This is a genomic window from Pseudomonas sp. SC11 (assembly GCF_047039205.1).
GTDB lineage: Bacteria > Pseudomonadota > Gammaproteobacteria > Pseudomonadales > Pseudomonadaceae > Aquipseudomonas > Aquipseudomonas boreofloridensis.
On the sequence record NZ_CP178183.1, the window covers coordinates 2,640,379 to 2,664,416 of the forward strand.

Annotated in this window: 24 protein-coding genes, 1 pseudogene and 1 riboswitch; of the genes and pseudogenes, 14 read left to right on the plus strand and 11 right to left on the minus strand. The window is 62.8% G+C overall.

All coding sequences use genetic code 11. The features are described from left to right. Window positions 1-48: 48 nt before the first annotated feature. From ACK2SD_RS11735 to ACK2SD_RS11745, 3 genes are read right to left on the minus strand one after another with little or no spacing between them, the layout of a single operon-like run. Window positions 49-1,071: a FecCD family ABC transporter permease gene (locus ACK2SD_RS11735; protein ID WP_039577950.1), complete on the minus strand. Its 1,023-nt coding sequence runs from the start codon at window positions 1,069-1,071 to the stop codon at window positions 49-51. Continuing rightward, window positions 1,071-2,039, minus strand: a complete 969-nt coding sequence (locus tag ACK2SD_RS11740; protein WP_317871134.1) for an ABC transporter substrate-binding protein — start codon at window positions 2,037-2,039, stop codon at window positions 1,071-1,073. Before ACK2SD_RS11740 ends, ACK2SD_RS11735 begins: the two co-directional genes overlap by 1 nt. Then, window positions 2,036-2,812, minus strand: a complete 777-nt coding sequence (locus ACK2SD_RS11745; protein WP_412462212.1) for an ABC transporter ATP-binding protein — start codon at window positions 2,810-2,812, stop codon at window positions 2,036-2,038. The genes ACK2SD_RS11740 and ACK2SD_RS11745 overlap by 4 nt, the downstream gene beginning before the upstream one ends. A gap of 108 nt (window positions 2,813-2,920) precedes the next feature. Next, a riboswitch (cobalamin riboswitch) is annotated at window positions 2,921-3,128 on the minus strand. 111 nt (window positions 3,129-3,239) lie between these two features. On the opposite strand from ACK2SD_RS11745, the gene ACK2SD_RS11750 reads away from it, so the two are divergent. The 3 genes from ACK2SD_RS11750 to ACK2SD_RS11760 all read left to right on the plus strand — a co-directional run bounded on the left by ACK2SD_RS11750 (window position 3,240) and on the right by ACK2SD_RS11760 (window position 5,688). After that, the gene (locus ACK2SD_RS11750) at window positions 3,240-3,644 is read left to right on the plus strand and encodes a DUF2251 domain-containing protein (protein WP_295481984.1); all 405 of its coding nucleotides are present in this window, start codon (window positions 3,240-3,242) and stop codon (window positions 3,642-3,644) included. Between the two features lie 33 nt (window positions 3,645-3,677). Then, a complete protein-coding gene (locus ACK2SD_RS11755; RefSeq protein ID WP_412462213.1) occupies window positions 3,678-4,283 on the plus strand; it encodes a DJ-1/PfpI family protein in 606 nt (201 codons plus the stop codon). Window positions 4,284-4,395: 112 nt separating this feature from the next. Then, complete coding sequence (locus ACK2SD_RS11760) at window positions 4,396-5,688, plus strand: MFS transporter (RefSeq protein WP_412462214.1); 1,293 nt, start codon at window positions 4,396-4,398, stop codon at window positions 5,686-5,688. A 22-nt stretch (window positions 5,689-5,710) separates the two neighbouring features. Here the strand turns inward: ACK2SD_RS11760 and ACK2SD_RS11765 are convergent, their stop codons facing one another. Together ACK2SD_RS11765 and ACK2SD_RS11770 are read right to left on the minus strand one after the other, a co-directional pair. Further along, a complete protein-coding gene (locus ACK2SD_RS11765) occupies window positions 5,711-6,979 on the minus strand; it encodes a DUF2254 domain-containing protein (RefSeq protein WP_412462215.1) in 1,269 nt (422 codons plus the stop codon). Window positions 6,980-7,106: 127 nt separating this feature from the next. After that, window positions 7,107-7,997, minus strand: a complete 891-nt coding sequence (locus ACK2SD_RS11770; protein WP_412462216.1) for a LysR family transcriptional regulator — start codon at window positions 7,995-7,997, stop codon at window positions 7,107-7,109. Window positions 7,998-8,086: 89 nt separating this feature from the next. Between ACK2SD_RS11770 and ACK2SD_RS11775 the strand changes: the two genes are divergently transcribed. Continuing rightward, window positions 8,087-8,833, plus strand: a complete 747-nt coding sequence (locus ACK2SD_RS11775) for a sulfite exporter TauE/SafE family protein (RefSeq protein ID WP_412462217.1) — start codon at window positions 8,087-8,089, stop codon at window positions 8,831-8,833. 21 nt (window positions 8,834-8,854) lie between these two features. Here the strand turns inward: ACK2SD_RS11775 and ACK2SD_RS11780 are convergent, their stop codons facing one another. Continuing rightward, complete coding sequence (locus ACK2SD_RS11780; protein WP_412462218.1) at window positions 8,855-9,913, minus strand: DUF1176 domain-containing protein; 1,059 nt, start codon at window positions 9,911-9,913, stop codon at window positions 8,855-8,857. A 223-nt stretch (window positions 9,914-10,136) separates the two neighbouring features. Here ACK2SD_RS11780 and arfB point away from each other — a divergent pair, with 223 nt between their 5' ends. Further along, window positions 10,137-10,550 carry an alternative ribosome rescue aminoacyl-tRNA hydrolase ArfB gene (arfB, locus tag ACK2SD_RS11785; RefSeq protein ID WP_412462219.1) on the plus strand — a complete coding sequence of 138 codons (414 nt, stop codon included), beginning with the start codon at window positions 10,137-10,139 and terminating at the stop codon, window positions 10,548-10,550. Between the two features lie 111 nt (window positions 10,551-10,661). Here arfB and ACK2SD_RS11790 read toward each other — a convergent pair whose 3' ends face one another. The 4 genes from ACK2SD_RS11790 to ACK2SD_RS11805 are packed head-to-tail and all read right to left on the minus strand — an operon-like array spanning window position 10,662 to window position 14,142. Then, entirely contained in the window at window positions 10,662-11,945 is a 1,284-nt protein-coding gene (locus tag ACK2SD_RS11790; protein ID WP_412462220.1) for an NAD(P)/FAD-dependent oxidoreductase, read from the minus strand. Then, window positions 11,942-12,685 carry an amino acid ABC transporter ATP-binding protein gene (locus tag ACK2SD_RS11795; RefSeq protein ID WP_039577929.1) on the minus strand — a complete coding sequence of 248 codons (744 nt, stop codon included), beginning with the start codon at window positions 12,683-12,685 and terminating at the stop codon, window positions 11,942-11,944. Before ACK2SD_RS11795 ends, ACK2SD_RS11790 begins: the two co-directional genes overlap by 4 nt. Continuing rightward, on the minus strand, window positions 12,682-13,338 hold the full coding sequence (gene ehuD, locus ACK2SD_RS11800) for an ectoine/hydroxyectoine ABC transporter permease subunit EhuD (protein WP_029614807.1): 657 nt from the start codon (window positions 13,336-13,338) through the stop codon (window positions 12,682-12,684). Before ehuD ends, ACK2SD_RS11795 begins: the two co-directional genes overlap by 4 nt. Before the next feature lie 45 nt (window positions 13,339-13,383). Next, window positions 13,384-14,142, minus strand: coding sequence for an ABC transporter substrate-binding protein (locus ACK2SD_RS11805; protein ID WP_029614806.1), 759 nt, complete (start codon window positions 14,140-14,142; stop codon window positions 13,384-13,386). A 152-nt stretch (window positions 14,143-14,294) separates the two neighbouring features. Here ACK2SD_RS11805 and ACK2SD_RS11810 point away from each other — a divergent pair, with 152 nt between their 5' ends. Next, window positions 14,295-15,077, plus strand: coding sequence for an IclR family transcriptional regulator (locus tag ACK2SD_RS11810; protein WP_039577928.1), 783 nt, complete (start codon window positions 14,295-14,297; stop codon window positions 15,075-15,077). Window positions 15,078-15,113: 36 nt separating this feature from the next. On the opposite strand, the gene ACK2SD_RS11815 is transcribed toward ACK2SD_RS11810, so the two are convergent. Next, a complete protein-coding gene (locus ACK2SD_RS11815) occupies window positions 15,114-16,031 on the minus strand; it encodes a LysR family transcriptional regulator (RefSeq protein ID WP_412462221.1) in 918 nt (305 codons plus the stop codon). A gap of 94 nt (window positions 16,032-16,125) precedes the next feature. Between ACK2SD_RS11815 and ACK2SD_RS11820 the strand changes: the two genes are divergently transcribed. The 8 genes and pseudogenes from ACK2SD_RS11820 (at window position 16,126) to ACK2SD_RS11855 (ending at window position 24,032) form a co-directional block, all read left to right on the plus strand. Further along, window positions 16,126-17,313 (plus strand): MFS transporter, encoded by a 1,188-nt coding sequence (locus ACK2SD_RS11820; protein WP_412462222.1) that lies wholly within the window; start codon window positions 16,126-16,128, stop codon window positions 17,311-17,313. Window positions 17,314-17,347: 34 nt separating this feature from the next. Further along, window positions 17,348-18,172, plus strand: a complete 825-nt coding sequence (locus ACK2SD_RS11825; RefSeq protein WP_412462223.1) for a hypothetical protein — start codon at window positions 17,348-17,350, stop codon at window positions 18,170-18,172. Between the two features lie 102 nt (window positions 18,173-18,274). Further along, the gene (locus ACK2SD_RS11830; protein ID WP_412462224.1) at window positions 18,275-19,495 is read left to right on the plus strand and encodes an MFS transporter; all 1,221 of its coding nucleotides are present in this window, start codon (window positions 18,275-18,277) and stop codon (window positions 19,493-19,495) included. 228 nt (window positions 19,496-19,723) lie between these two features. Further along, complete coding sequence (locus ACK2SD_RS11835; RefSeq protein ID WP_412462225.1) at window positions 19,724-20,953, plus strand: pyridoxal phosphate-dependent aminotransferase; 1,230 nt, start codon at window positions 19,724-19,726, stop codon at window positions 20,951-20,953. Window positions 20,954-21,072: 119 nt separating this feature from the next. Next, window positions 21,073-21,927 (plus strand): hypothetical protein, encoded by an 855-nt coding sequence (locus tag ACK2SD_RS11840; protein ID WP_412462226.1) that lies wholly within the window; start codon window positions 21,073-21,075, stop codon window positions 21,925-21,927. 30 nt (window positions 21,928-21,957) lie between these two features. Then, entirely contained in the window at window positions 21,958-23,343 is a 1,386-nt protein-coding gene (gene fumC / locus ACK2SD_RS11845) for a class II fumarate hydratase (RefSeq protein WP_412462227.1), read from the plus strand. A gap of 42 nt (window positions 23,344-23,385) precedes the next feature. Beyond that, window positions 23,386-23,823 (plus strand): annotated as a pseudogene (locus ACK2SD_RS11850) (isocitrate lyase/phosphoenolpyruvate mutase family protein); the annotation flags it as partial. Beyond that, complete coding sequence (locus ACK2SD_RS11855) at window positions 23,760-24,032, plus strand: hypothetical protein (RefSeq protein ID WP_412462307.1); 273 nt, start codon at window positions 23,760-23,762, stop codon at window positions 24,030-24,032. The pseudogene ACK2SD_RS11850 and the gene ACK2SD_RS11855, both read left to right, overlap by 64 nt. The last annotated feature ends 6 nt before the right edge of the window (window positions 24,033-24,038 follow it).

Genomic DNA, 24,038 nt, shown 5'->3' on the forward strand with positions numbered 1-24,038 from the left:
GTTGGCGGTGCAGTTCGGGCACGCGGCCTGTTTCTTCCTCACGCAGGCTCAGTGCTTGCGCCGCAACAGCAGGATGAAGAACACGCCACCGATGGCCGCTGTGGCGATGCCGATCGGCAAGTCCTGCGGGGCGATCAGCGTCCGCGCGCCCACATCCACCCAGATCATGAACAGCGCGCCGAGCAGGGCGCAGGCGGGCAGTAGCCGCCGATGTTCTGCCCCTACCAGACGCCGCGCCATGTGCGGCAGCATCAGGCCGACGAAGCCAATGGCGCCGGACAGCGACACTAGTACTCCGGTCAGCAGCGCCGTGCCGACGAACACCCGAGCACGCACCGCGCGGGTATCGAAACCCAGGCTCACGGCGGTTTGCTCGCCGCTCATCAGCGCATTGAGCGCCCGCGCCTGGCTCATCAGCAGCGCGAACCCGGCCAGCACGCAGAGCGCCGGCAGCCACAGCAACGACCACTGCGCCAAGCCCAGCCCGCCGAGCATCCAGAACATCACCGACGCTGCGGCATGCGGATCACCGGTGTACAGCAGCAAGTTGGCCGTGGCCATCACGACGAACGACACCGCGACCCCCGCCAACAGTAGGCGATCACTTTCCAGTCGGCCGCCCCGGCTGGCTACCCCGAGCACCAGCAGCATGCTGCCCAGTGCGCCAATGAACGCTGCCAGCGGCAAGCTGAAGACCCCGGCAAAAGGGCCGAGAAACAGCACCACCAGGACCGCGCCGAACACCGCGCCGGCACTCACGCCCAGCAGGTGCGGGTCGGCCAGCGGATTGCGGGTCACCGCCTGCAGTGCGCCGCCCACCAGCGCCAGGCCTGCGCCGACCAACGCGCCCAACAGCACGCGTGGCGCGCGAATCTGCCAGACGATCTGCGCCTGGCCACGGCTCCAGTCTCCCGACTCGGCCAAGCCGACGTGGTGCAGGACGATACCCAGCACCTTGCCCAGTGCCACCTGGGCCGAGCCAAAGCCCAGCGACAGCAGACACGACAGCAGCAGCATGGCCAGCAGCGCCAGCATCAGCAGGCGATAGCGTGCGCTGTTGCGAATCGGCATCACCGCTGGGCCTCGGCGAACAACTCAGGATGCAGGGCCTTGGCCAAGATCTCGATCGCCTCGGCGTTTTGAACCGACGGCGTGACCTGCAGGTAGGAGAGCACGACGAAGCGCTGTTTGCGGATCGCCTCGACGCTGGCCAGCGCTGGCTGGGCGAGCAGGAAGTCGCGTTTCTGCTGCCAGGTCGTCGGGCCATAGTCGACGATGACGATCACCTGAGGGTCGCGCTCTACCACACTCTCCCAATTCACATGGGTCCAACTGGCGGCCAGATCGTCCATGACGTTGTCCCCTCCCGCGGCATCGATCAGCGCCTGCGGCATTCCCAGGCGACCGGACGTCATCGGCCGGTCCTCGCCGCTGTCATAGAGGAACACCCGCGCACGCTGAGGTGCGTGGGCGGTACGTTGCGCCACCTGCTCAATGCGCTGGCGCATGTGCTGCACCAGGGCAGCGGCGCGCTCGCGGACATCGAAAATCCGTCCCAGGTTGTCCAGGTCACGGTAAAGGTCATCGAGACTGGCGTGACGCTGAGGCATGATCCAGGAGCAGGACTCGCTCAGCTCGTACACCGGTATATCGAAAGGCGCCAGGGTCTGTGGCGTGACCGGACCGCCGATGCGCATGCCGTAGGCCCAGCCGGCGAAGAAGAAGTCGGTATCGGCATCGAGCAGGTTTTCGACCGAGACATAGCGCGGGGCAAGTTCCGGCAGGCCGTCGAGCGCCTGGCGCAGGCTCGGATCCAGCGTCTTCCAGCCGCTGATGCCGCTGTAGCCGGCCATGTGGTCGCGCAGTCCCAGTGCCAGCAGCATGCCGGTGAGGTTGATGTCATGGCTGACCGCGCGTTGCGGTGCGTGATCGAAGGTCACGTCGCGGTCGCAACTGCGAACGGTCACCGGGTAAGGCGCCGCCTGAGCGGCGAGGGGCAGGGCGGCCAGCAGGGCCAGGCAGGCGAACAACGCTTTCATGCGGGACTGATCCAAGTGATGCGTGGATGGGGCGCCAAGGGGTGGCAGTCGACCAGCGCGCGCACACCGAAGACCTCGGCCAGGCACTGCTCGGTGAGCACCTGCTGCGGCGTGCCGTGGGCCACTACGCGACCGGCGTCGAGCACGTACAACCGATCGCAGAAGGCGGCAGCCAGATTCAGGTCGTGGAAACTGGCCAGCAGGCTCAGGCCGGTGCCGCGCAGTTGTTGCAGCAGGGCCAGTTGGAAGCGGGGATCCAGGTGATTGGTGGGCTCGTCGAGGATCAGCAGCCTCGGCTGCTGCACCAGTGCGCGGGCCAGCAATACCCGTTGTTTTTCACCACCGGACAGGCACGTGAAGGCGTCCAATGCGCGGGGCAGCAGGCCCAGGCGCTCCAGCGTGGTGTCGATCAGCGCGGTATCGGCGTCGCCATCGAACCAGCCCTGGTGCGGTGTTCGGCCCATGGCCACCACGTCGCGCACGCTAAGCCCAAAGTCTTCGGGAAATTCCTGCAGCATCACGGCGATGCGCTGGGCAGCCCAGCGCGGCGTGCGCTGCCAGATGTCTTCACCTTCGAGTCGTACCTGGCCGGCATCGGGTCGGCTGAAGCGGTAGGCACACCGCAGCAGGCTGGTCTTACCGCTGCCGTTGGGGCCGATCAGGCCGACGAACTCGCCAGGACCAACGTGCAGATCGATGTTGTCCAGCAATGGCCGTGGCGCGCCGTGAGGCGACCAGTGCAGCGCGTGGAGATGCAGGGTAGGGCAGGACATGCACGAGCCGACCATCGCGGAATTGAAGATTCCCCTACGGCGCAGATGCACGCGGGTGACGCGCGCAGATGCTCGCGAAAACCGGCCAGTGCCCGCCCGCCGCGGGAGTTGCCAATAGCTGCAGCAGGCCGGTCTCCGGGCTTGCGAGGAACCTGAGACATTCACCTTCCCATGCCCTGGGCACAGTGGTGTATCGAATGTCTCGCTCGCCTACCGTTGCGGGGGCAGCGCCGGACTGCTCGCCAAGGGCGAGGCACCGGCTTCCCGTTTAATCCCCGACGCGGCGGCCGGGGACACCTGAAACAAGGGGCGCATCTGAGCATTTATGTCGGCCATGCGTCAACCGATCCGGCGCGCCTGGCCGCTTGCAGTGATTGGCGAACCTGAACCATGATCGAGGTCTTTATCGACAGCAAGGATGGGACTGATGCCAATCTATCTAGCAGCAGACAGCGAATTGTTTCCCGGCACCGAGTTGGTCGCTGAAGCCCCCGCGCAGCAGGGCGCCTATGTCGTGGTCTTTGAAGATGATGGCGAGACGGGTTATTTCTACGCCCTGGACACGTCGTGCGCTGAAAACCCGATTCAGGACGCGCTGCACATCTATAACGTCGAGCAGATTTCCGACCGCGACAAAGCCTCGCAGGTCAAGATCGGCTGGTCCGAGGATCACCTCAAAGCCGTGCTGCTGATCAACGACTTCCCCCACGCCATTTTCGACTTCCAGGCCAAACGGGGTTACTGCCGCACCGGCTTCCCGCCTGCCGTCGGCAAAGGTTGGTCCGAGCAAGGGCATGAGTGGACGGACGACGCCTTGCAACTGTTCGCCTGAGCCTTTGTCCGCCGTGTAGTGGAGTGATCTTGAATGTCGCTGAATATCGGTATCTACGTCTTCGATGACGTCGAAGTGCTGGACTTTGCAGGACCGTACGAAGTCTTCACCACGGCTACACGCATGCACGAACGCAGCGCTGCCTGCGAGCAGCCGCTGTTCTGCGTCTTCACCCTCGGCCGCACGCGGACGGCCGTTCATGCCCGGGCAGGTTTGAAGATCGATCCCGACTACAGCATCAACGACCACCCGGCGCTGGATTGCCTGATCGTGCCGGGCGGTGTGGTCACTGCTGAGCTGGCCAAAGCCGAGGTGATCGACTGGATCCGTGAACAGTGCCGACCTGATCGCACGGTGGCGTCGGTGTGCACCGGCGCGTTCCTGCTGGCCCGCACCGGCAAGCTCGATGGCCTGCAGGCGACCACTCACTGGGAAGACATCGCTGATCTGAAGGCCATGTTCCCGGCATTGGACGTGCTCGAGGGCGTGCGCTGGGTCGACCAAGGCGCCTTGGTCACCTCGGCCGGCATCAGCGCCGGTATCGACATGAGCCTGCACTTGGTCGAGCGTCTTCACAGCCGAGCCTTGGCCGAGCGCACGGCCCGGCAGATGGCGTTCGACTGGACCGAGAACCCCTGAACAGCGCCAGGGGTGGCATGAACAGATTTCATTAATCGTTTCAGGATGTGTCCGGCATACTCCAGACGGTGAAGTGCACAACACCAAGAAGATTTACGCTGGAGAACCGTCTATGCCTGCGTCACCTCACGCCGCTCGGTCCAAAGCCGCTGCGGTGTTTCGCGTCACCTCGGGTAACTTCCTCGAACAATTCGACTTTTTCCTGTTCGGCTTCTATGCCACCCAGATCGCGGGGGCCTTCTTCCCGGCCTCCAGTGAGTTTGCGTCCTTGATGATGACCTTCGCCGTCTTCGGTGCAGGCTTTCTCATGCGCCCGCTGGGCGCCATCGTCCTGGGGGCCTACATCGACGACGTCGGTCGGCGCAAAGGCCTGATCGTGACGCTGTCGATCATGGCCAGTGGCACGCTGCTGATCGTGCTGGTGCCCGGCTTTGCCACCATTGGCTACTGGGCGCCGCTGCTGGTGCTGATCGGGCGGTTGCTGCAAGGCTTCTCCGCCGGGGCTGAGCTGGGCGGTGTCTCGGTTTATCTCGCCGAAATGGCCACACCTGGCAAAAAGGGCTTCTACACCAGCTGGCAGTCTGGCAGTCAGCAGGTGGCAATCATCGTTGCCGCCGCCTTGGGTTATGCCTTGAACCAGTCGCTGCAGCCCTTGCAGATCAGCGAGTGGGGCTGGCGCATACCGTTCGCCGTGGCGTGCCTGATCATTCCGTTCATCTTTTTCCTGCGCCGCAACCTGCAAGAAACGCAAGCCTTCGAAAACCGCAGCCATCGCCCGACCATGAAGCAGGTGATCGCTACACTCGGCCAGAACTGGGGCGTGGTGGTGGGCGGCATGCTGATGGTGGCGATGACCACCAGCGCGTTCTACCTCATCACGGTGTATGCGCCGACCTTCGGCAAGACCGTCCTCAACCTGAGCACCACCGATGCCTTGTTGGTGACGCTGCTGGTCGGGGTGTCGAACTTCTTCTGGCTGCCGATCGGCGGCACGCTCAGCGACCGCTTCGGACGCAAGCCGATGCTCATCGCCATGACCGTACTGACCGTGTTCACGGCTTATCCGGCGCTTTCCTACCTGGCGCAAGCGGCGAGCTTCGCGCACATGCTGGAAGTGCTGCTGTGGTTCTCGTTCCTGTACGCGATGTACAACGGCGCGATGATCCCCGCGCTGACCGAGCTCATGCCGGCAGATGTCAAGGTCGCGGGGTTCTCGCTAGCCTACAGCCTGGCGACGGCATTGTTCGGCGGCTTCACTCCGGTGATGTCAACCTGGCTGATTCATGAGACCGGCGACAAGGCCGCGCCCGCGTACTGGGTGACCTTCGCCGCGCTGTGCGCGTTGAGCGCAACGCTGGTGCTGTACCGCAAGATGGCGGTGCGCGGCCGGGTCGCCGCGCCGTAAGTGCCGATGCTGGCTGAGCCGGTCACTCAGTCAGCAAGGGGGCGGCCACGGCCCTGAGCCGTGTCTTCTCCTCCTCCAAGACCAGCGCTGTCTCGGCGCGTTTGACCAGCAGTGCCGCGTGCAACCGGCACTGCGTGCCAAACCGGGCGGAGTCGATTTCGGTCAAGCTGATCAAGGCCTTGACCATGCGGATGTCGATTTCCAGCAGGCCCGCGCCGTCACGAGCGATCAAGGTGAAGAAGTCGTCGAACAGGTCGTGTACCTCAACGCAGCGTACATGCACGCGCCGGCAGTGTTCGTCGATATCATCGGTGTCGGCGGGCTGACGTGCCCATTTAGAGAAACAGCGCACCCCGCGCCCCATCACATCGATGACCGTACCGGAGTCATTGGTGGCCGGGGACAGGGCGCGCGAGGCGATCTCTGCCAGCACCGACAGGCCGAAACGCGGGTCTTGATCGAAGGTGCGGCGCAGCCCCACGGTGATCGCGTGGCGCAGTTCAGTTTCCAGGTCGCTGCTGGCTGAGGACGTGTTGAGCAGGCGTGCCAGGGGCGCACCCAGGTGGACAAAGCTGCCAGGCAGTACCTCAAGGTAGATCTCGACGTCATGCCGCTTGGCAACCACCGCGAGCGCGCTCACATCGATGTGCTGGACATAGCCGGTGTCCACGCTGACGATCGTCATTGCCTGCGCGGGGAGGGCGACGTCGACGGGGTAAGGGGCGGCCCCCATGAACGGCCAGCGGGCACGCTGCTCAAGGGCTGCGAGGGTCGCGCTCTCGACCCGGTCGATGGTTTCACCGACTCTGCCGAGCGTGGACAAGTGGTCGATCCAGCGCAGCAGGGTGTAGATGATCAACACGATCATGACCAGGGTCACGGCGAACAACACGACCCGGCCTTGCGCGCCGTAAGCACCGGTACTCAGCGCGATGATGCCGACCAGACTGAACAGGAACGATCCAATGAACGTCGCAAGGGCGTTCTGGGTGGTGGAGTCCTCCATCACCAGGGTGGTCGCCCGGGGTGTGACGCCGTTGCTGGCGGCGCCGTAGGCGGAGACCACGGTGCTCAGTGAAAAGGTGGTGACCGCCAGCATGCTCGAAGCGATGATGCCCAGGATCTTGTCGACCGAATCGGCGCCGATTTTCGCCGGTAGCGTGGGGGGTACGAAATCGCGCAAGGTGATGGCGAGCAGCGCGGTGATCACGCCGGTCAACGAGAACAACGTGGCACGGAACCACAGTCGCTTGGTCATTTGACCCAAGGCCCAGCGCCATCGAGCGATCATCGTTTTTTCCTACGCAGTTGAAGAATGGCGCGCCCTGTACAGAGATTGGCGCAGTGCCTGGTTGAGTGGTGCGGGAGGCTGAAAGTTTTATTGGGGATGGGCTGTTCTTCATGCTGAAACGATGGGGTCAATCGGCACAGGCACCCAAGTGCTCCAGCAAGCTTTGCATGGCTGGCGACAATGTCATCCACTCTCGATAGACCACACACAATTGGCGGCGTGCCCACTCATCCTCGATAGCCAAGGTCGAGTATGAGTGGCGTCGTCGATGTCGGGCAGCGATGCACTGAGGCAAGATTGCCACTCCGATCCCCCGGTTGACCATCGTGCACAGTCCATCGAAGGTCTTCATCTGGATGCGCAGCGTCAATCGACGGCCAAGGGCCTTGGCTTGATCCTCAAGGTGATCCTGCAGGGCATTACCCGAAGCCAAGCCGACAAATATCTCATTGACCACTTCAAAAAAATGCACTGCTTTGCGCGTGGCGAGCGGGTGAGTGGCGGGCACGATGAGCACGAGGTGGTCCCGTGCAATTGGGCGAACACACAGGTCCGCAGCGTTGGATGAATCAGACACGATGCCCGCTTCGATCAACCCAGCGGCGACCCCTTGCACGATCTCTGCGCTGGTTCGCTCGCGCAAGTCCATATGCAGGTGTGGCCGGGCAGCCAGCCAATCGGCAAGTCTCGAGGGAAGGAAATGGGTCAGTGCTGCCGTGTTCGCGTACAAGGCCAGTGTGCCGTGAGCACCCGATGCAAACCCCCTGAGTTCACCTTTCAGAACGGCTTGTTGTTGCAGTATGAGCCGAGCATGGTGGGCAACCGCTTCGCCCGCCTGGGTTGCGGTGACGCCGCGTGAATGCCGCTCTAGGAGAGCAACCCCTGCATCGGCCTCCATGCTACGCAGTCGCTCACTGGCCGATGCCAAGGCCAGGTTGGCCGACAGCGCGCCTTGCGTGATGCTGCCGGCGTCGAGCACACAGAGAAAAAGACGTAGGTCGGCTAGATCGAATCGCATCAACGTCTCCTCAACCCTTCGGACTGCCCGAAGGGTAGCGGAAAAAGTCCTGATTGTGCGCACCGGGTGCGATGGCCTTCAATCGAGGGATGAACGAGACCTATTTTTTAGTGGTGATGCTGACGTTGACGTTCATCGCCGCAGGGGCAGTGAAAGGCGTCACAGGTATGGGGTTGCCCACTGTCGCGATGGCATTGCTCGGCACCGCGATGCCACCGTCCGCCGCTGCCGCACTGTTGATCATTCCGTCATTGGTGACCAATGTCTGGCAGTGCGTATCCGGGCCAGGCACCTACCACTTGATACGTCGCTTATGGCCCATGCAGGCTGCCATTGCCGTGGCAACGCTGCCGGCAGCGGCATTGCTTGTCTCCGTCAATCCGGCATGGTCTGGGTTTGCCTTGGGTATTGCGCTGCTCGTCTACGCGCTTTATGCCCTGTTCGCCACACCCTTCGTTGTTTCCCAGCCTGCCGAACGCTATCTCTCGCCGGTCATAGGACTGGTAACGGGCGCCATCACCGGCGCTACTGGTGTGTTCGTAATGCCGGCGGTTCCGTATTTGCAGTCGTTGCGGTTGGAAAGGGACGAGTTGGTGCAGGCGCTGGGGTTGTCCTTTACAACCTCGACGGTGGCATTGGCTGCAGGGTTGCTGCTGCATGGCGGTCTGAAATTCGAACAGGTGGGGCTTTCGACGCTGGCTGTCATTCCTGCGATGGTGGGCATGTTCGTTGGGCACTCCATTAGAACGCGGATCAGTCCGAAGCGTTTCAAGCAGTGCTTTTTGCTTTTTCTGGCAGTGCTGGGTCTGGAGTTGGCCTCGCGGCCTTTTTTGTGATGCCAACGAGGCCGGTCGCGATCACGGCTGTACGGCGGTCTCCCACAGCACCGGCCAATCGGCATCGTTCAGGCCCATGCAGGCACTCATCTGCGCGGCATGACTGAGCACGAAACGTTCACCGTCATAGCGCCAGCGTGTCGTTACGCCGCAGCCACCCATGCCGTTGGCCAACTGCAGACTGGTCAACTCGCCCGTTGCCCTATCGAATTGGACGCTGCCGTCGGGAGCCAGGTCAGGCAACTGGGCGATCGTCTGGAAGGGGGCTGGACGAACCTGTTCCGGGTGCGCCAGGGGCATCAGGTACAGCCGATAATCGCAGTTGTAGGCGCTGCAGCCGGTCTGCACGATCAATAGCGCTTGTTCGTCCGTCAGCGCATAAACCTTCCCGGTGGGCTCGTCGCCTTCGATGACATCTTGCTGCCAGTCGGCGCGGCTCGCAGCCATGGCAGTGTCCAGTAGCTGCTGCGTCTGCGTGGCACTCAGGGAGGACGGAGCGGTCCAGGCCGGCAACGTGGGCGTGGGCGGGGCCGGCGGCACGTCGCTGGCCGGCGCGTCTCCCGGCCGCGCGAGCGCGGTGACCGTACCGATCCGGCCCTGCACCTCATCCATCAACAACAGCGCAGCGGTCATGCCGATCAGTGAGGCGCTCGAGGGGCCATCCGAGGTGCTGAAGGCCAACTGCTTGGCGTTGCGCAGTGCGTGGATGAAGGTCAGGGCTTCCGCACCGCTCGCACTGCGCAGTTCAGGTACCTCGGTCACGTCGAAGTCTGCGCGCTTGCGCTCGACCAGCGGCATGCGCAGCGATTCGTAGTCGATCAGCGGATCGCCATGCAGGTCGTTGTAGCTGAAGACGCTGATGTGCAACGCGTCATCAGGCCCGGCCTTGCGCACGATGCGCAGTGGAAAATACAACTCACCGAGCTCGGCGCTGGCAGGCCGGGTGGAGACGGCGGTGCAGGTGCGCACGTTGTCGCAGGTGACGTTCCAGTCCTTGATGTCTCGAGACAGCGGCGGCGAGTCGGCAGCATGGCCGGTAGAGGCGATCAGGCAGGTCAGCAGGGCGAGAAGACGGCGCATGGTCGGGGCGTGCGAATGGAGTGGGGAGCAGGGATTAACGCATGAACCGGTGTGGCAAGCAGCCTGGGTGAGCGATTGGCACAAGAATGAGGGGAGGGGTCACAGTCAAAATAGTCGCAGCCCGTCGACCGGATGGGTCTCGGTGTTTTCACGCCCTCGGCTCTCCAGGCTATGGGCTAGCCCCGGAGGCTGTGATAATGGTGGCAATCACGAGGACTCTGCGATGCTGACCATTTCGAATACCGTGCATCTGCCCGATGCCGACATCGAACTCACTTATATTCGTGCACAAGGCGCCGGTGGGCAGAACGTCAACAAGGTGTCCAGTGCCGTACACCTGCGTTTCGACATCCGCGCCTCGTCCTTGCCCGAATTCTACAAGGAGCGCCTGCTGGCACTGCGTGACAGTCGCATCACCGGCGAGGGCGTGTTGATCATCAAGGCCCAGCAGTACCGAACCCAAGAGCAGAACCGTGCGGATGCATTGACGCGTCTTGCCGAGCTGATCGTGTCTGCGGGCAAGACCGAGAAGAAACGCCGTCCCACCAAGCCGACGCTGGGTTCCAAGACCCGTCGCCTGGATGGCAAGGCCAGACGCAGTACGGTCAAGGCGGGTCGGGGCAAAGTGGATTTCTAACCCTGCGCACGGCAGATCGGGTTTCAGTGCGCGCTCGGGATCGCCCGGCACGCGATACAGGCAACGCCCGCGCAAGCCCTGCTTTTCACCGCCACACGGATGCCCGCCTCATCAAGCGATGGCATCCAGCATCCGATACCAGGCTATCCCCGCGCCCAGGTACAAACGCTGGAGGTTGTGGAAGGGGATCGGATCCACATGGGTAATGGGAAACGGTAAAGCTTGGGTCGTGCCGAGAATGCGTTGCGACAGGTGCTTGGCCAGCGTGGTGGACATGGCGATCCCCCGGCCGTTGTAACCCAGCAGAATGCTCAAACCCGGCTCGGGTTCATGCACGTGCGGGAGGAAGTCCCGGGTCAGGCCCACCCTTCCACTCCAGTGATGCTCGAACCCAACACCCTGGAGCTGAGGGAATATCGAGGTCACCGCACGCTTGAGCGGGTTGAAATCGTTGGGGGATTTCGGTTCTGAGAAAGGCCCGCGCCCGCCAAGCAGGAAACGTCCTGCCGCATCCTTCTTGTAGTACAGCAGGAGCCTGCGTGAATCCGAGCAGACCTCGCCTTGCGGCAGAATCTGCTGGGCGATGTCCTCGGGCAGCGGCGGGGTAGACACGATGAAGCTGTTGGCCGCGATCACGGTTTGCTTGAGACCCGGCCATAGATCGTCGGAGTAGCCATCCGTCGCAAGCACGACGCGCTGCGCAGTGACGCGATTGCCCCGAGCCGTGGTCAGCGTCCAGCGCTCGCCTTCGCGCTTGAGCCCGACCACGCGGGTCTGGCCATGGATCTGCGCACCGTGCTGGAGGGCGGCGCGGGTCAGGCCTCTGATGAAATTCAACGGATGAACGCTGCCAGCCCGAGGATCGACCCACGCGCCCAGGTAGGCTTGGCTACCAATCCTCTTCGCAGTGGCCGGTGCATCGAGGATCTCCACCGGCACACCGCGTCGCTGCCACTGTCGCGCGCGGTTTTCGATCGCACGCATGGCCGTGGGGGTGAACGCGGGTTGTATCCAGCCGTTGCGCACGGCATCGCACTCGATACCGTAGTGATCGATCAAGCGAAACACCTCATCTGCCGCATGCCCGGCCACCTCGATGATGGCTTCGGCACGCGCACCGAACATTTTGGCCAGGTCGTCGGGATCGTATTTGAGGCCGGGAATCACTTGGCCACCGTTACGTCCGGACGCCCCCCATCCAGGCTCCCCCGCATCGAGCACGCACACCGTCGTGCCCGCCGCAGCCAGGTGCAGCGCGGTGGTGATACCGGTATAGCCGGCACCCACGATCGCGACATCCACGCGGGTGTCGCTGGCGAGCGCAGGAGTGGCCGGTGCAGGCGCGCCTGTGGCGGCCCACAGGGACTTCGGCATTGCAAGAGTGTTCGCACTCATCCCGTCGACTCCCCGGTGTTCAGAATCCGGCGCAGGAACTCCTGGGTGCGCGGGTGAGAGGGCCTGCCGAACACGTCCTGCGGCGCACCGGATTCCACGATGTTGCCGCCGTACAGGAAGCACACTTTGTCGGACACCTCTTTGGCGAACGCCATCTCATGGGTTACGACCACCATGGTCATACCCTCCTTGGCCAGTGCCCGCATGACGCTCAACACTTCACCCACCAGTTCCGGATCGAGGGCGGAGGTCGGTTCATCGAACAAAATGGCTTGGGGTCGCATGGCCAGTGCTCGTGCGATCGCCACGCGCTGTTGCTGGCCCCCCGAAAGCTGATCCGGATACGCATCGACACGGTGTGACAGGCCCACTTTCTCAAGGAGCGCCAAGGCATGCTCGCGCGCTGCACTGACGCTTTCCTTCTTCACGTACACCGGGCCTTCCATGACATTTTCCAGCGCCGTGCGGTGCGGGAACAGGTTGAAGCGCTGGAACACCATGCCCACTTCGGTGCGGATGGTGTGGATGGCCTTGCCGTGCCTGTCCACGCGCGCTCCGGAAACGAAGATATCGCCACCTTCATAGGTTTCCAGGCCGTTGATGCAGCGCAGCAACGTTGACTTCCCGGAGCCCGAAGGCCCGATCAGGCAGACGACTTCGCCGTTGTCGACCTCCAGATCGATGCCTTCCAGCACCCGAGTCGAGCCGTAGCTCTTGTGCAGCGACTTGATGCTGATCATGCGTTCTTCCTCGTTCCCAAGCGGGCTTCCAGGCGGCGCAGTCCGTAAGACAGCGGCAAGCTGAAGGCCAGGTAGAGCACGGCCACCAGGGTATAAACCGTCATGTTTTCGAAGGTCGAGGAGGCGATCAGCTGACCCGCACGGGTCATTTCCGCGACCGTGATGGTTGACACCAGCGAGGAGTCCTTGAGCATCATCACCAGCGTATTGCCGTAGGGGGGCAGGGCGATCCTGAACGCCTGCGGGAGCACCACTCGGCGCATGATCATCGCGCCGCGCATGCCGATCGATTCGGCTGCTTCGATCTGTCCTTGCTGAACGGCCTGGATGCCCGCCCTGAAGTTTTCAGCCTGGTAGGCCGAGTAGGCGATACCGAGGCCCAGGACACCGGCCTGGAAGGCGCTGAGTTGCACGCCAAAATCGGGCAGTACGAAGTAGATGTAGAACAGCTGCACGATGATGGGCAGCCCGCGGATGATATTGACGACTGTGTAGCCCGTCCGAGAGATCGCCTTGCTTTGAGACACCATCATCAAGGCGAAGACAAGCCCGATCACCGAACTGAGCACGAAGGAAAGCACCGTGACCTTGAGCGTGACGACCGCCCCTTCCAGGAGAATGGGGAGGAAGTCCAGAACGTTCTGCAGAAGCATGGGAATACCTGCCGTTTCTAGAGGCGCCTGGGGAGGGTCATCGCGTCAGTTGATGTGCCATTTGGCGATGATCGAATCCAGCGTGCCATCAGCCTTGATGGCATCGATACCGCGGTTGACCTGCTCCAGCAGTTGCTCATCGCCTTTGCGCACGATCAAGCACACCTCGCCTTTGAGGCTCGGCTGATAACTGTCGACCAGGCGAACGTTCTTCAGCACGCCTTGGGAGGCCTGATACGTGAGAATGGGTTTGTCGGCGAAGGCCGCCTTGATGCGTCCGAGTGCCAGGTCACGCAACAGGTCGGAAATCGAGTCGTAACCCCGGACTTCCTTGTAGAGGCCGCGACGCTTGAGTTCGTCGATGAACACCGTGCCGACCTGCGCCCCAACGACTTCGTCCTTGAAATCATCCATGCTGGTGTAGCGCGTCGTGTCATCAGCGCGTACGACCAATGCTTCACCGTATTCATAGACGGGCTTGGAGTACTGGACGACCTTTTCCCGTTCTGGGGTCTTGAGCATCGCCGCGGAAATGATGTCGATCTTCTTGGCTGTCAGGGAGGGGATCAGTGCCGAGAAGTTGGTTTGCAAGACACTGACGTCGAAACCACCCGCCTTGGCGACGGCCTGTGCCGAGTCGATCATCATGCCTTGGATCGTGTTGGTCTTCACATCGAGGAACGTGAACGGGACGCCTGTTGCTGTTGCACCCACTTTATACGCGTCGGCGCTGTGGGCATTGCTTGCAAGAACAGTGGCCGCGACGGCCATGGCGCAACTGAAAGCACGAAGGGATGAACGCATGGACTGCACTCCTGACTGAATGATTTTTATCGTTATTGGTGGAAAGGGGCCTCGGGATCAGGGCAGGGGCCTTGGTCGCACTATAAGCGATTTACAAAAATCGTAAAGAGATTTATAAGTATCGAATATCGATATGCAAAGGGTGAAAAATAATGAGTGAAGACGAAAATATTCTTTTCAATCACTCGCTTGGAAAAGGGCTCGCTGTGCTGAAGGCGTTCAACGCCCGGCGCCGGACGATGAATCTGAGTGAGGTTGCCCAGGCGGCCGGTATCAACAAGAGTTCGGCCCAGCGCATGATCCACACCCTCGAAGCGCTCGGTTACGTGAGAAAGAACGCCGTCACCAAGCGATTCCAGCTCACTGCCGAGATCATGGAGATCGGTTACAACTACCTCGCCTCCAACACCCTGGTGGATGTCGCCAATCCCTTCCTCGCAGAGTTGGCCCAGGTCACCGGTGAAACCACCAACCTCACGGAGCCGGTCGGGCAGGACATGATCTACGTGGCGCGCTTCGTGGGCCCGAAGTTCATTCCTATCCATCTGCCGCTGGGCAGCCGCATCCCGATGTACTGCACGGCCTCGGGCAGGGCTTACCTGAGCGCGCTCGACCAGGCGCAGATGCTCGAGCGCCTCGAGGGCTGCGAGCTTGTCCAGCACACCCACCAGACCTTGACCACCCTTGAGCAGATCTTCGAGCGGATCGAGCAAGCCCGCAGAAATGGTTTCGCCACCAACTGTGAGGAGCTGTTCCTCGGGGACATGGCGCTGGCGGCGCCAGTGCGCAACAGCGACGGTATTCCGGTGGCAGCCGTGCACGTGGTAGCGCCCACCAGCCGCTGGACGGTGGAGGACGCCGAGCGGCGCCTGGCACCGGCCGTGCTGGAGTGCGCGCGCGCGATCACCACGTCGATTCGAGCGTTGCAGCTTTGAGCAGGCATCAGCTTGTTTAGCGCCCCACTGCTCAGCCTATAACCCGACTGCTGGGGCTCTAGCCTTCAGCAGTTCGTCGAGCACGCCCATGAAGGCGTCCACGAGCTGGCTGCGGCCCTGCTTGCGCGTCAGTACCAGCAACGGCGCGGTGGCGGAGGGGTCGGCGAGCGGGCGATAAGTGACGCCTTGTTTCGCCAAGGCCTGGGCACAGCGTGGCACCAGGGCAACGCCCTGGCCGGCGGCGACCAAGGCGATGATCGAGGTGATTTGCCGGCCGCTGGGCCCCGGGCGCACGGGTAGGCGGTCGCGTCGGTAGAGTTGCTCGATGGCTTCGTTGAGCCCTGAGCCGTAGTCGGCGGGAAACAGAATCAGCGGATGCTCACTGAGCTCGGCCAACGTCACCTGTGCCTGCGCGGCCAGCGGGCTGTCGCTGGAGATCGCCGCCACCAGCGGTTCGTCCCCCAACGAAAGGGACTGGATATCGCTCTGCTCGCACGGCGGCTGCATGCGGCTCATGCCGATGTCGATGCGTCCGTCGGCGATCTGCGACCACTGGCTGACCGAAGCACCTTCCACCAAGGTCAATTGCACGTCCGCAAAGCGCTGGGCAAAGGCCTGAAGTGCCTGGCTGAACAGGTCCGAGAGTGCAATGGAACTGGCGTAGCCCAAGGCCAGTTGCCCGGCACGCCCTGCCGCCAGCTTGTCGGCCATGACCTGGGCCAGCTCCACCTGCTCCAGCACGGCCCGGGCATACGGCAGGAAAGACCGGCCCTGAGGGGTGAGGGTCACGGTGCGGCTGGTGCGGTCGAACAAGCGGAACCCCAGTTCGGCCTCCATGGCCGAAATCTGCCGGGTCAGCGGCGGTTGCGCCAGGTGCAGGCGCAGTGCGGCACGACCGAAATGCAACTCTTCGGCGACCGTCAGAAAATAACGCAACTTGCGTAGATCGAGCATCCTGTTCCCTAGGTATTGATCGGTCCGAATTCGGTATTGGTCCTGGTCTGTCGACATATCTTATAAAGCCCGCTGGCCATGAACGAGATGTTGCATGAATTCGCGTCAACAGTGTGCGCGCCTCGCCTTGTTTCTGTGTGGCTGTGCGGCATTTCTCAACCTGTATGCAACCCAGGGCATTCTCCATGAATTGGCCCAGAGTTTTCACGTGAGCGTCCGGCACGCCGGCTGGAGCATCACCGTCACCACCCTGGCGGTGGCGGTCACCGCGCCCTTTGTCAGCCGTTTTACCAAGCGTTTCGATCAGCGCCAGGTGATTGCGCTGGCCGCGCTGGCGCTGGCGTTGCCGGCTGGCATGGCGGCCTACGCCGGCAGCTTTTCCCAACTGCTGGTCTGGCGACTGCTGGAGGGCGTGCTGATTCCAGTGGTGTTCGCCACCAGCGTGGCCTACATCGGCGACCGTTGGCGAGGTGGCAGCGTGACCGAAGTGACCAGCCTGTATGTGGCCGGCACCGTGCTGGGCGGCTTCGCCGGACGCTTCATCACCGGACTTATGACCGAATACGTAGGCTGGCGCGAAGCCTTTGCCTTGCTCGCGGGCCTGAGTCTGCTGATCGGGGTGGCCATTCATCTGCTGCTGCCGGCCAATCCGCCCCTCGCAGCCCCCCGCGCCACCGCAGGCCTCAGCGCCTTGCGCGAGCTGTGCCGGCGCCCTTTGCTGGCGGCTTATGGTGTGGGTTTCTGTGTGCTGTTCTCGCAAGTGGCGACGTTTACCTATGCCGGTCTGTACCTGAGCCAGCCGCCGTTCGAACTGGGCGCCGCGGCGCTGGGTGCGATCTACAGCGTGTTCCTGGTGGCCTTGGTGGTGACACCGATCGCCGGACGCCTGAGCAAGTCGCGGCCACAGGCCGAGTTGCTGGTGGTTGCTGCGCTGCTCGGGGTCTGCGGTTCAGCCCTGACCCTGCTGCCGTCGTTATGGCTGATCGTGCTGGGCCTGGCCTTGAGTTCCACTGGGGTGTTCCTGGCCCAGGCCGCCGCCAACGCGTTCACCACCGCCACGGCCCGCCACAACAAGGCCGGCGCCGTGGGCCTGTACCTGACCTGCTACTACCTGGGCGGCAGCTTCGGTGCCGTGGTTCCGGCGTTGCTCTGGAGCCGTTGGGGCTGGCAGGGCTGTGTCGTGCTGATCGTGGTGTTCCAACTGCTGTCGCTGCTGATCGCCTGGACCGGCTGGAAGCCGCTGGTGCCGCAAACCCCGCCCCCCGAACCGTCGACCCCCTAGATTCATCATCCAACAATAAATGCGCGAGGTGACCATGAATAACGTACTGACCCGGCAGAGCCAGTTGCTGAAGATCGTCGAACCCGTTTTGAACGACATGCCGGCCGGTGTCTTGAAGCATGCGCTGTTCGAAGCGTTTTGGAGCGAAGAGGGCGCCCTGGTGGACATCGAGCAGGCCTTCGAGGCGCTCACCTCGCGTCGCCACCCGCCGGCGGTGCTGCGCATGTTCTTCGCCAGTTGGTCGAAGACCAACAACTCCGCCACCAGCGTGTCAGGGCTGGCCAACCGCATCACCTTGCTGGCCCGCTCCGATCAGGGCTCGCAAGCCGCCGACGGCCTGTACCGGGCCTGCGGCAGCCTTCAGCGCATCACCGATGAAGACCTGGGCGCTCTGGGCAATACCCTGCATTCTGACCTGTTCTACAACATGGCCACGCCGATCTGCGGGGATGACCAGTGGCTGCTCAAGGAAAACTGCCTGCCCTCGGCCCAGCACTTCAAGGACTGGACGGATTTTCGCCGCCTACGTGATCGCGACCTCCTGCAGGGCTTGCTGACGACACTGATCCACGAGGTCTATACCCACGGCGAAGTGGAGTTCATCCACCCACTGTACAAACAGTGGTTCGTCCGCGACATGGGAGTGCCAGCTGAGAAAGCGCGCGCCACCGTGGCCTGGGTCACGGTGCATACCGGCGGCACGGAGAGCAATCACTTCGCCCATGCGGTGGCGGCAGTCAACGAGTTCGTCGAGGCCATGCAGGTGCAGGTCGATCCGCAGGCCGCGCGGCACATATTCGCCGAATACCTGCAGCACAAGGCTCAAGTCATGCGCGACTGTGCCCAGCTGTTGCATTGATGGCTACGGCCGGGCCCTGGCAACGGGGCTTCTGGCAGAGCCCGGCTCGCCTATCCTGTCGGTGATTGGTTCTTCCTTTTCCTTTTGCAGTCTGTCTTGACCATGAATGAGCTGAAATCTATTGCCTCCCCCGAGGCATTGCCTGCGGCCGATGTGTCGGTGCGCCGCCGTTCCCTGGTGGCAGGGTGCGGTGCCCACGCTGTGCATGACGGCCTGACTGACGTGATCTATGTGCTGCTGCCGATCTGGCAGTCGCAGTTCGCTTTGAGCTACGCCCAGATCGGCCTGCTGCGCGGTGCCTATTCCGGGATGATGGCCGGCTTCCAGTTGCTGGCCAGCCGCGGCGCCAAGCGTTGGGGGCGCGAGCGCCTGCTGGTGGGCGGCACTGCCCTGGCCGGGCTGGCGTACGTGCTGGCGGGACAGGCCGGGGGGCTAGGCGTGCTGCTCTTGGCGCTGCTGCTGGGTGGCCTGGGGGCCAGCACCCAGCACCCGCTGGCGTCCTCGATCATCACCGACACCCACGAGGCTGGCGGCGGTGTCAAGCAAGCGCTGTCCCAGTACAACTTCGCCGGAGACATCGGCAAAACCCTGATTCCTGGGTTGGTGGGTCTGCTGCTGACCGTGATCAGCTGGCGTACCAGCGTGACGCTGATCGGCCTTCTGGGGCTGGCCGCTGCGCTGGCGCTGTGGTGGCTGATTCCATCGCGCGCGGTGACCCTGGCCATGCAGCAAAAGGCGCCCAAGACGGTCAAGGGCCAGGGCTCGGTCGGCGGCCTGCGCGCACTGATCCTCACCGGCACCCTCGACAGTGCGGTACGCATGGGTTTCCTGACGTTCCTGCCGTTCCTGCTCAAGACCAAGGGTGCTGGCACCGCCGGTATCGGCCTGGCACTGACCCTGCTGTTCGTCGGTGGCGCTTTCGGCAAGCTGCTGTGCGGTTACCTCGGGGCGCGCATCGGCATGATGAAAACCGTATGGATCACCGAATTCACCACCGCCAGCCTGATCGTGCTGGCGGTATTCCTGCCCTACGTGGGGTTGATGGTGATGCTGCCGCTGCTGGGATTGGCGCTGAACGGTACCTCGTCGGTGCTCTATGGCGCGGTGCCGGACCTGGCGGGGGCGGGCAAGCGCGAGCAGGCATTCTCGTTGTTCTACACCGGCACAATCGGCGGCGGTGCACTGGCCCCTATGCTGTTCGGCAGCCTTGGCGACGTCACCGGAATTCCTTTGGCAGTGATGGCCCTGGCCGCGACCCTGCTGCTGACTTTACCGCTGTCCTGGTACGTGCAGCGGGGCCTGGACGCCGACGCGCGGTCTTAGGCTGAGGTTCGGCCAATGGACCGACGTGCAGGCTCGGCACTGGCGTGGTCGGGCCTGCTGCAGGGTGTGTTTTTCCAGTATCAATCACGACACAAACGGTATTGGCGCTTTTTGCGGCTGTCATCAGACTGTAAGACGACCAGCCTGGACCCGCTTTTCAGGTTGCCGGGGTCGCAGGGGTACAGGCTTGGGTCACTCTGTCTTCCGATTGATTTCGCAGGTACAAAAATGACAAGCAGCGAAGCCACGGTCAGCCGTTTTTCCTTGTCCCAGCGTGCGCTGGGCCTCAGTGCTCCAGGCACCTCGAGCATGCGCAGCAAAGCCAACGCCTTGAAGGAGAGTGGCATCAAGGTGATCAATTTCGCCGCCGGCGAATTGTCCTTCGATGCCTGCGAAGACATGCGCGCCGGGGCCACCGAAGCCATCGCCAATGCGCGCAACCGCTACACCCCGCCCATCGGTCTGCCGGCCCTGCGCGAGAAGCTCGCACAACGGGTCAGCCAGCGCACAGGCGTGACGTTCACGGCTCATGAAGTGGCGGTCACGGCTGGAGCCAAGCAGGCGCTCTATAACGCCTGCATGGTGCTGCTCAACCCCGGCGACGAAGTCATAGTGCCGACGCCATACTGGGAAACCTTTCCCACGCAGATCCGTCTGGCCGGCGCCACCCCGGTGTGCGTACAGACCCGCGCCGACCACTACCGACTGACGCTGGACGCGGTGCGTGGCGCGCTCACCGAGCGCACCCGGATGATCGTCATCAACACCCCCAACAACCCCACCGGCACCGTCTATGAACGCGAGCAACTACTGGCCATCGCCCAGTTGGCTCGGGAGCGACAACTGTGGGTGATGTTCGATGAGTGCTATCGCGGCCTGGTACGCGAAGGCCATGAGCACTCCAACATCCTGGCGCTGTGTCCGGCCTTGAAAGGGCAGACGGTGCTGGTCGATTCCTTCTCCAAGAGCCAGGCGGTGACCGGCTGGCGCGTCGGCTATGCCTGCGCCCCGGCGCCAGTGATCGCGGCCATGCACAACCTGCAGGGGCACACCACCTCCAACCCGAGCAGCCTGTCGCAATACGCAGCGCTCAATACCCTGAATGCCGATTCGTCGCACTTCGCCGACCTGGTCAACCCTTTCCTGCAGCGCCAACTGCAAGCCGCACGTACCTTTCTGGACCGCCTGGAAGGGGTGAGCTATGTGCCGCCGGAGGGCGCGTTCTACCTGTACATCGATGTCTCCTCCAAGCTCGGCGGTTACTACCACGGCGAACCGGTGCGCGATGTGGATCACCTGGCGGATCTGTTGCTGACTGAGGCGCATATCGCCGTGGTACCCGGCTCCGGTTGTGGTGACCCCCACTGCATCCGTATTTCCTACGCCGTGGACTATGAGGAATTGATCGAAGGCCTGGGCCGTTTCGCCCAGTTTATTTCGATGATCGTCATCGACTGAAGCGATTGGCGCCAACCCGTTCCCAGTGGGACCGAACCCGCTCCCGAGCCACCAAGACCCGGGCTGGTGTCGTGCATCTTGTTGTCCGTGAAGTGAAAACAATGACAGGAGAGAACAACATGGAGAGTTCCCGCAAAGCGTTCATCGGCTATGTGCACCAGGCTCTGGTGGATGTCGAGGACCGCAACTTGGTGGAGGCCCTGCTGACGGGCTTTGAAAACCATCCCGACGAGCTGGACGGCTACTGCTTGACCTACCAGCACATGACCTCGCGCACGTGGTCCGAGGACTCGCTATGCACCTTCTTCTGTGGCTGGCGCAGCCCGGATGGCGCAGCCCACGCGGTGTCCAGCATCATCGTGCGGCTACTGCAGGCGGGCGAGGAGCTGTCTGGGGAGGACAACAAACTCAAGCTGCTGGAGGCGGCCCGCCACTGCGGCGAGATCATCGTCGAAGACGTGGGACTGGGTGAGATGCATGGCCATCCCCATCATTCCAAGCTCTACCACCGCATGGCCTCGGCGATCTGCGGCTCGGACAACTGGCGCTTGCAGGACAAGTACCTGAACCCCATCACCAAGGAGTTCTCCACTTGGGTTGGCGAAAAGCGCCCGCTGGCTCCCAACCTGGTGGAGGCCCTGGAGATGATGGCCCTGACCGAGCTCTTCAACACCGGCGAATACAACCTGATGACGCCGCTGTGGAAGAACTGGCTGCGCGAGTGCCGCGGTTACCCTGCCGGGGAGGCCAACCGCATCGCCAGTTTCCTCAGCGTTCACTGCGGCCCCGTCGAAGCCCGGCATTTCCGCCACGCCACCGAGGCCCTGAAGCTGTACACCCAGGCCATCGGCCAGCAGATCGACTACCGGCGTATCGCAGCCCTGTCCGATGAGTACGTGCTGCGTGCTTGTCAGCACCTGGAGAAGATGGCCAGCGTACTCAGGGAACAAGCGCCGGCCGAGCAGGGCGCCTGATCTTCAATCATCTATTGGAGTACCACCCACATGCGCGTTGAATCCGATTCCATGGGTTCCATTTCGGTACCGTCCAACAGGTACTGGGGAGCCCAGACCGAGCGCTCCATCCACAACTTCCCCATTGGCCGTGCACGCTTCCAATGGAGCGCACCGATGATCCGCAGCCTGGGCATCCTGAAGAAGGCCGCAGCCCTGGCCAATCTCAAGCTCGGCGAGTTGCCGCAGGCCATTGCGCTGCCCATCGTCCAGGCGGCCGATGAAGTCATCAGCGGGCGATTGGACGCGCATTTCCCACTGGTAGTGTTCCAGACCGGCTCCGGCACCCAGTCCAACATGAACGCCAACGAAGTGATCGCCAACCGGGCCATCGAGCTGCTCGGCGGCGAGCTGGGCAGCAAGCAGCCGATCCACCCCAACGACCACGTCAACCGTGGCCAGTCGTCCAACGACACCTTCCCCACGGCGATGTACATGGTGGTGGTGACGGAGGTCTTCGAAACCCTGCTGCCAGGTGTGTCGGTGCTGCGCGACACGCTGTCCGAGAAGGCCGAGCAGTATCGCGATGTGGTCAAGGTCGGGCGCACTCACCTGCAGGATGCCACCCCCATCACCCTAGGCCAGGAGATCGGTGGTTGGGTCGAGCAGATCGACTATGCCCTGGCGGCCATCGAGCGCAACCTCACCGGACTCTACGATCTGGCCATCGGCGGCACGGCAGTGGGGACCGGGCTCAACGCTCATCCGCAGTTCGGCGAGGAATGCGCCCAGGCCATCGCCGAGCTCACCGGCTACCCCTTCAGGTCCTGTGCCAACAAGTTTTTCGCTTTGTCGGCACACGATGCCCTCGTCAACACCTCGGCGGCGATCCGCACCTTGTCCATGGCCCTGATGAAGATCGCCAACGATGTGCGCTGGCTGGCCAGTGGGCCGCGCTGCGGCATCGGCGAAATCGACATTCCGGAGAACGAGCCGGGCTCCTCGATCATGCCGGGCAAGGTCAATCCGACCCAGTGCGAGGCGTTGACCATGGTCTGCACGCAAGTGTTCGGCAACGATGCCACCGTGGCCTTCGCCGGCAGCCAGGGCAATTTCCAGCTCAACGTCTACAAGCCGGTGATGGTGCACAACGTGTTGGAAAGCATCACCTTGCTGGCCGAGTCATGCCGGGCTTTCAACGACCACTGCGCAGTAGGCATCGAGCCGAACCGCGCGCGCATCGAGGCCAACATCGAGAAGAACCTGATGCTGGTGACAGCCCTCAACCGGCACATCGGCTATGACAAGGCCGCGATCATCGCCAAGACCGCTCATCACGAGGGCAAGTCGCTGCGGGAAGTGGCCCAGCAGTTGGGCTATGTCTGTGCGGCGGATTTCGACCGCTACGTGGTGGCCCTGGACATGACCCACCCCTGAGCGAAGCCGGTGTTCCCCAACCACAAGAGGCGTGTGAATCCCATGCAGGAAGCTGATAATCGCCGAACCCTCCTGAGCCAGCTGCTGCGCCGCAAGCGCTGCCTTCGTGTGCTCGAGGCCCACAGCCCCATTTCCGCCTTGCTGGCAGAACAATCCAGGCTGGAGCAGGGCAGCGGACCGAGTCTGGTCTACGACGCCATCTGGTCGAGTTCCCTCACCGACTCGACCCACAAAGGCCTGCCGGACATCGAGATCCTCTCGCCGAGCAACCGCTTGCACGGCATCCGCGAAATTTTCGATGTGTGCTCGCTGCCGATGATTTTCGACGGCGATACCGGGGGCAAGGCCGAGCATTTCGCCATCCACGTGAAGATGCTGGATCGGGCCGGGGTATCGGCGGTGGTGATCGAGGACAAGTGCGGATTGAAGAAGAACTCGCTGTTCGGCAACGCGGTGAGCCAGTCGCAGGACTCCATCGACGAGTTCTGCGAAAAGATCCGCGTAGGCTGCGCCAATCGCAGCCACGAGGATCTACTGATCATCACATCGGCTATGACAAGGCCGCGATCATCGCCAAGACCGCTCATCACGAGGGCAAGTCGCTGCGGGAAGTGGCCCAGCAGTTGGGCTATGTCTGTGCGGCGGATTTCGACCGCTACGTGGTGGCCCTGGACATGACCCACCCCTGAGCGAAG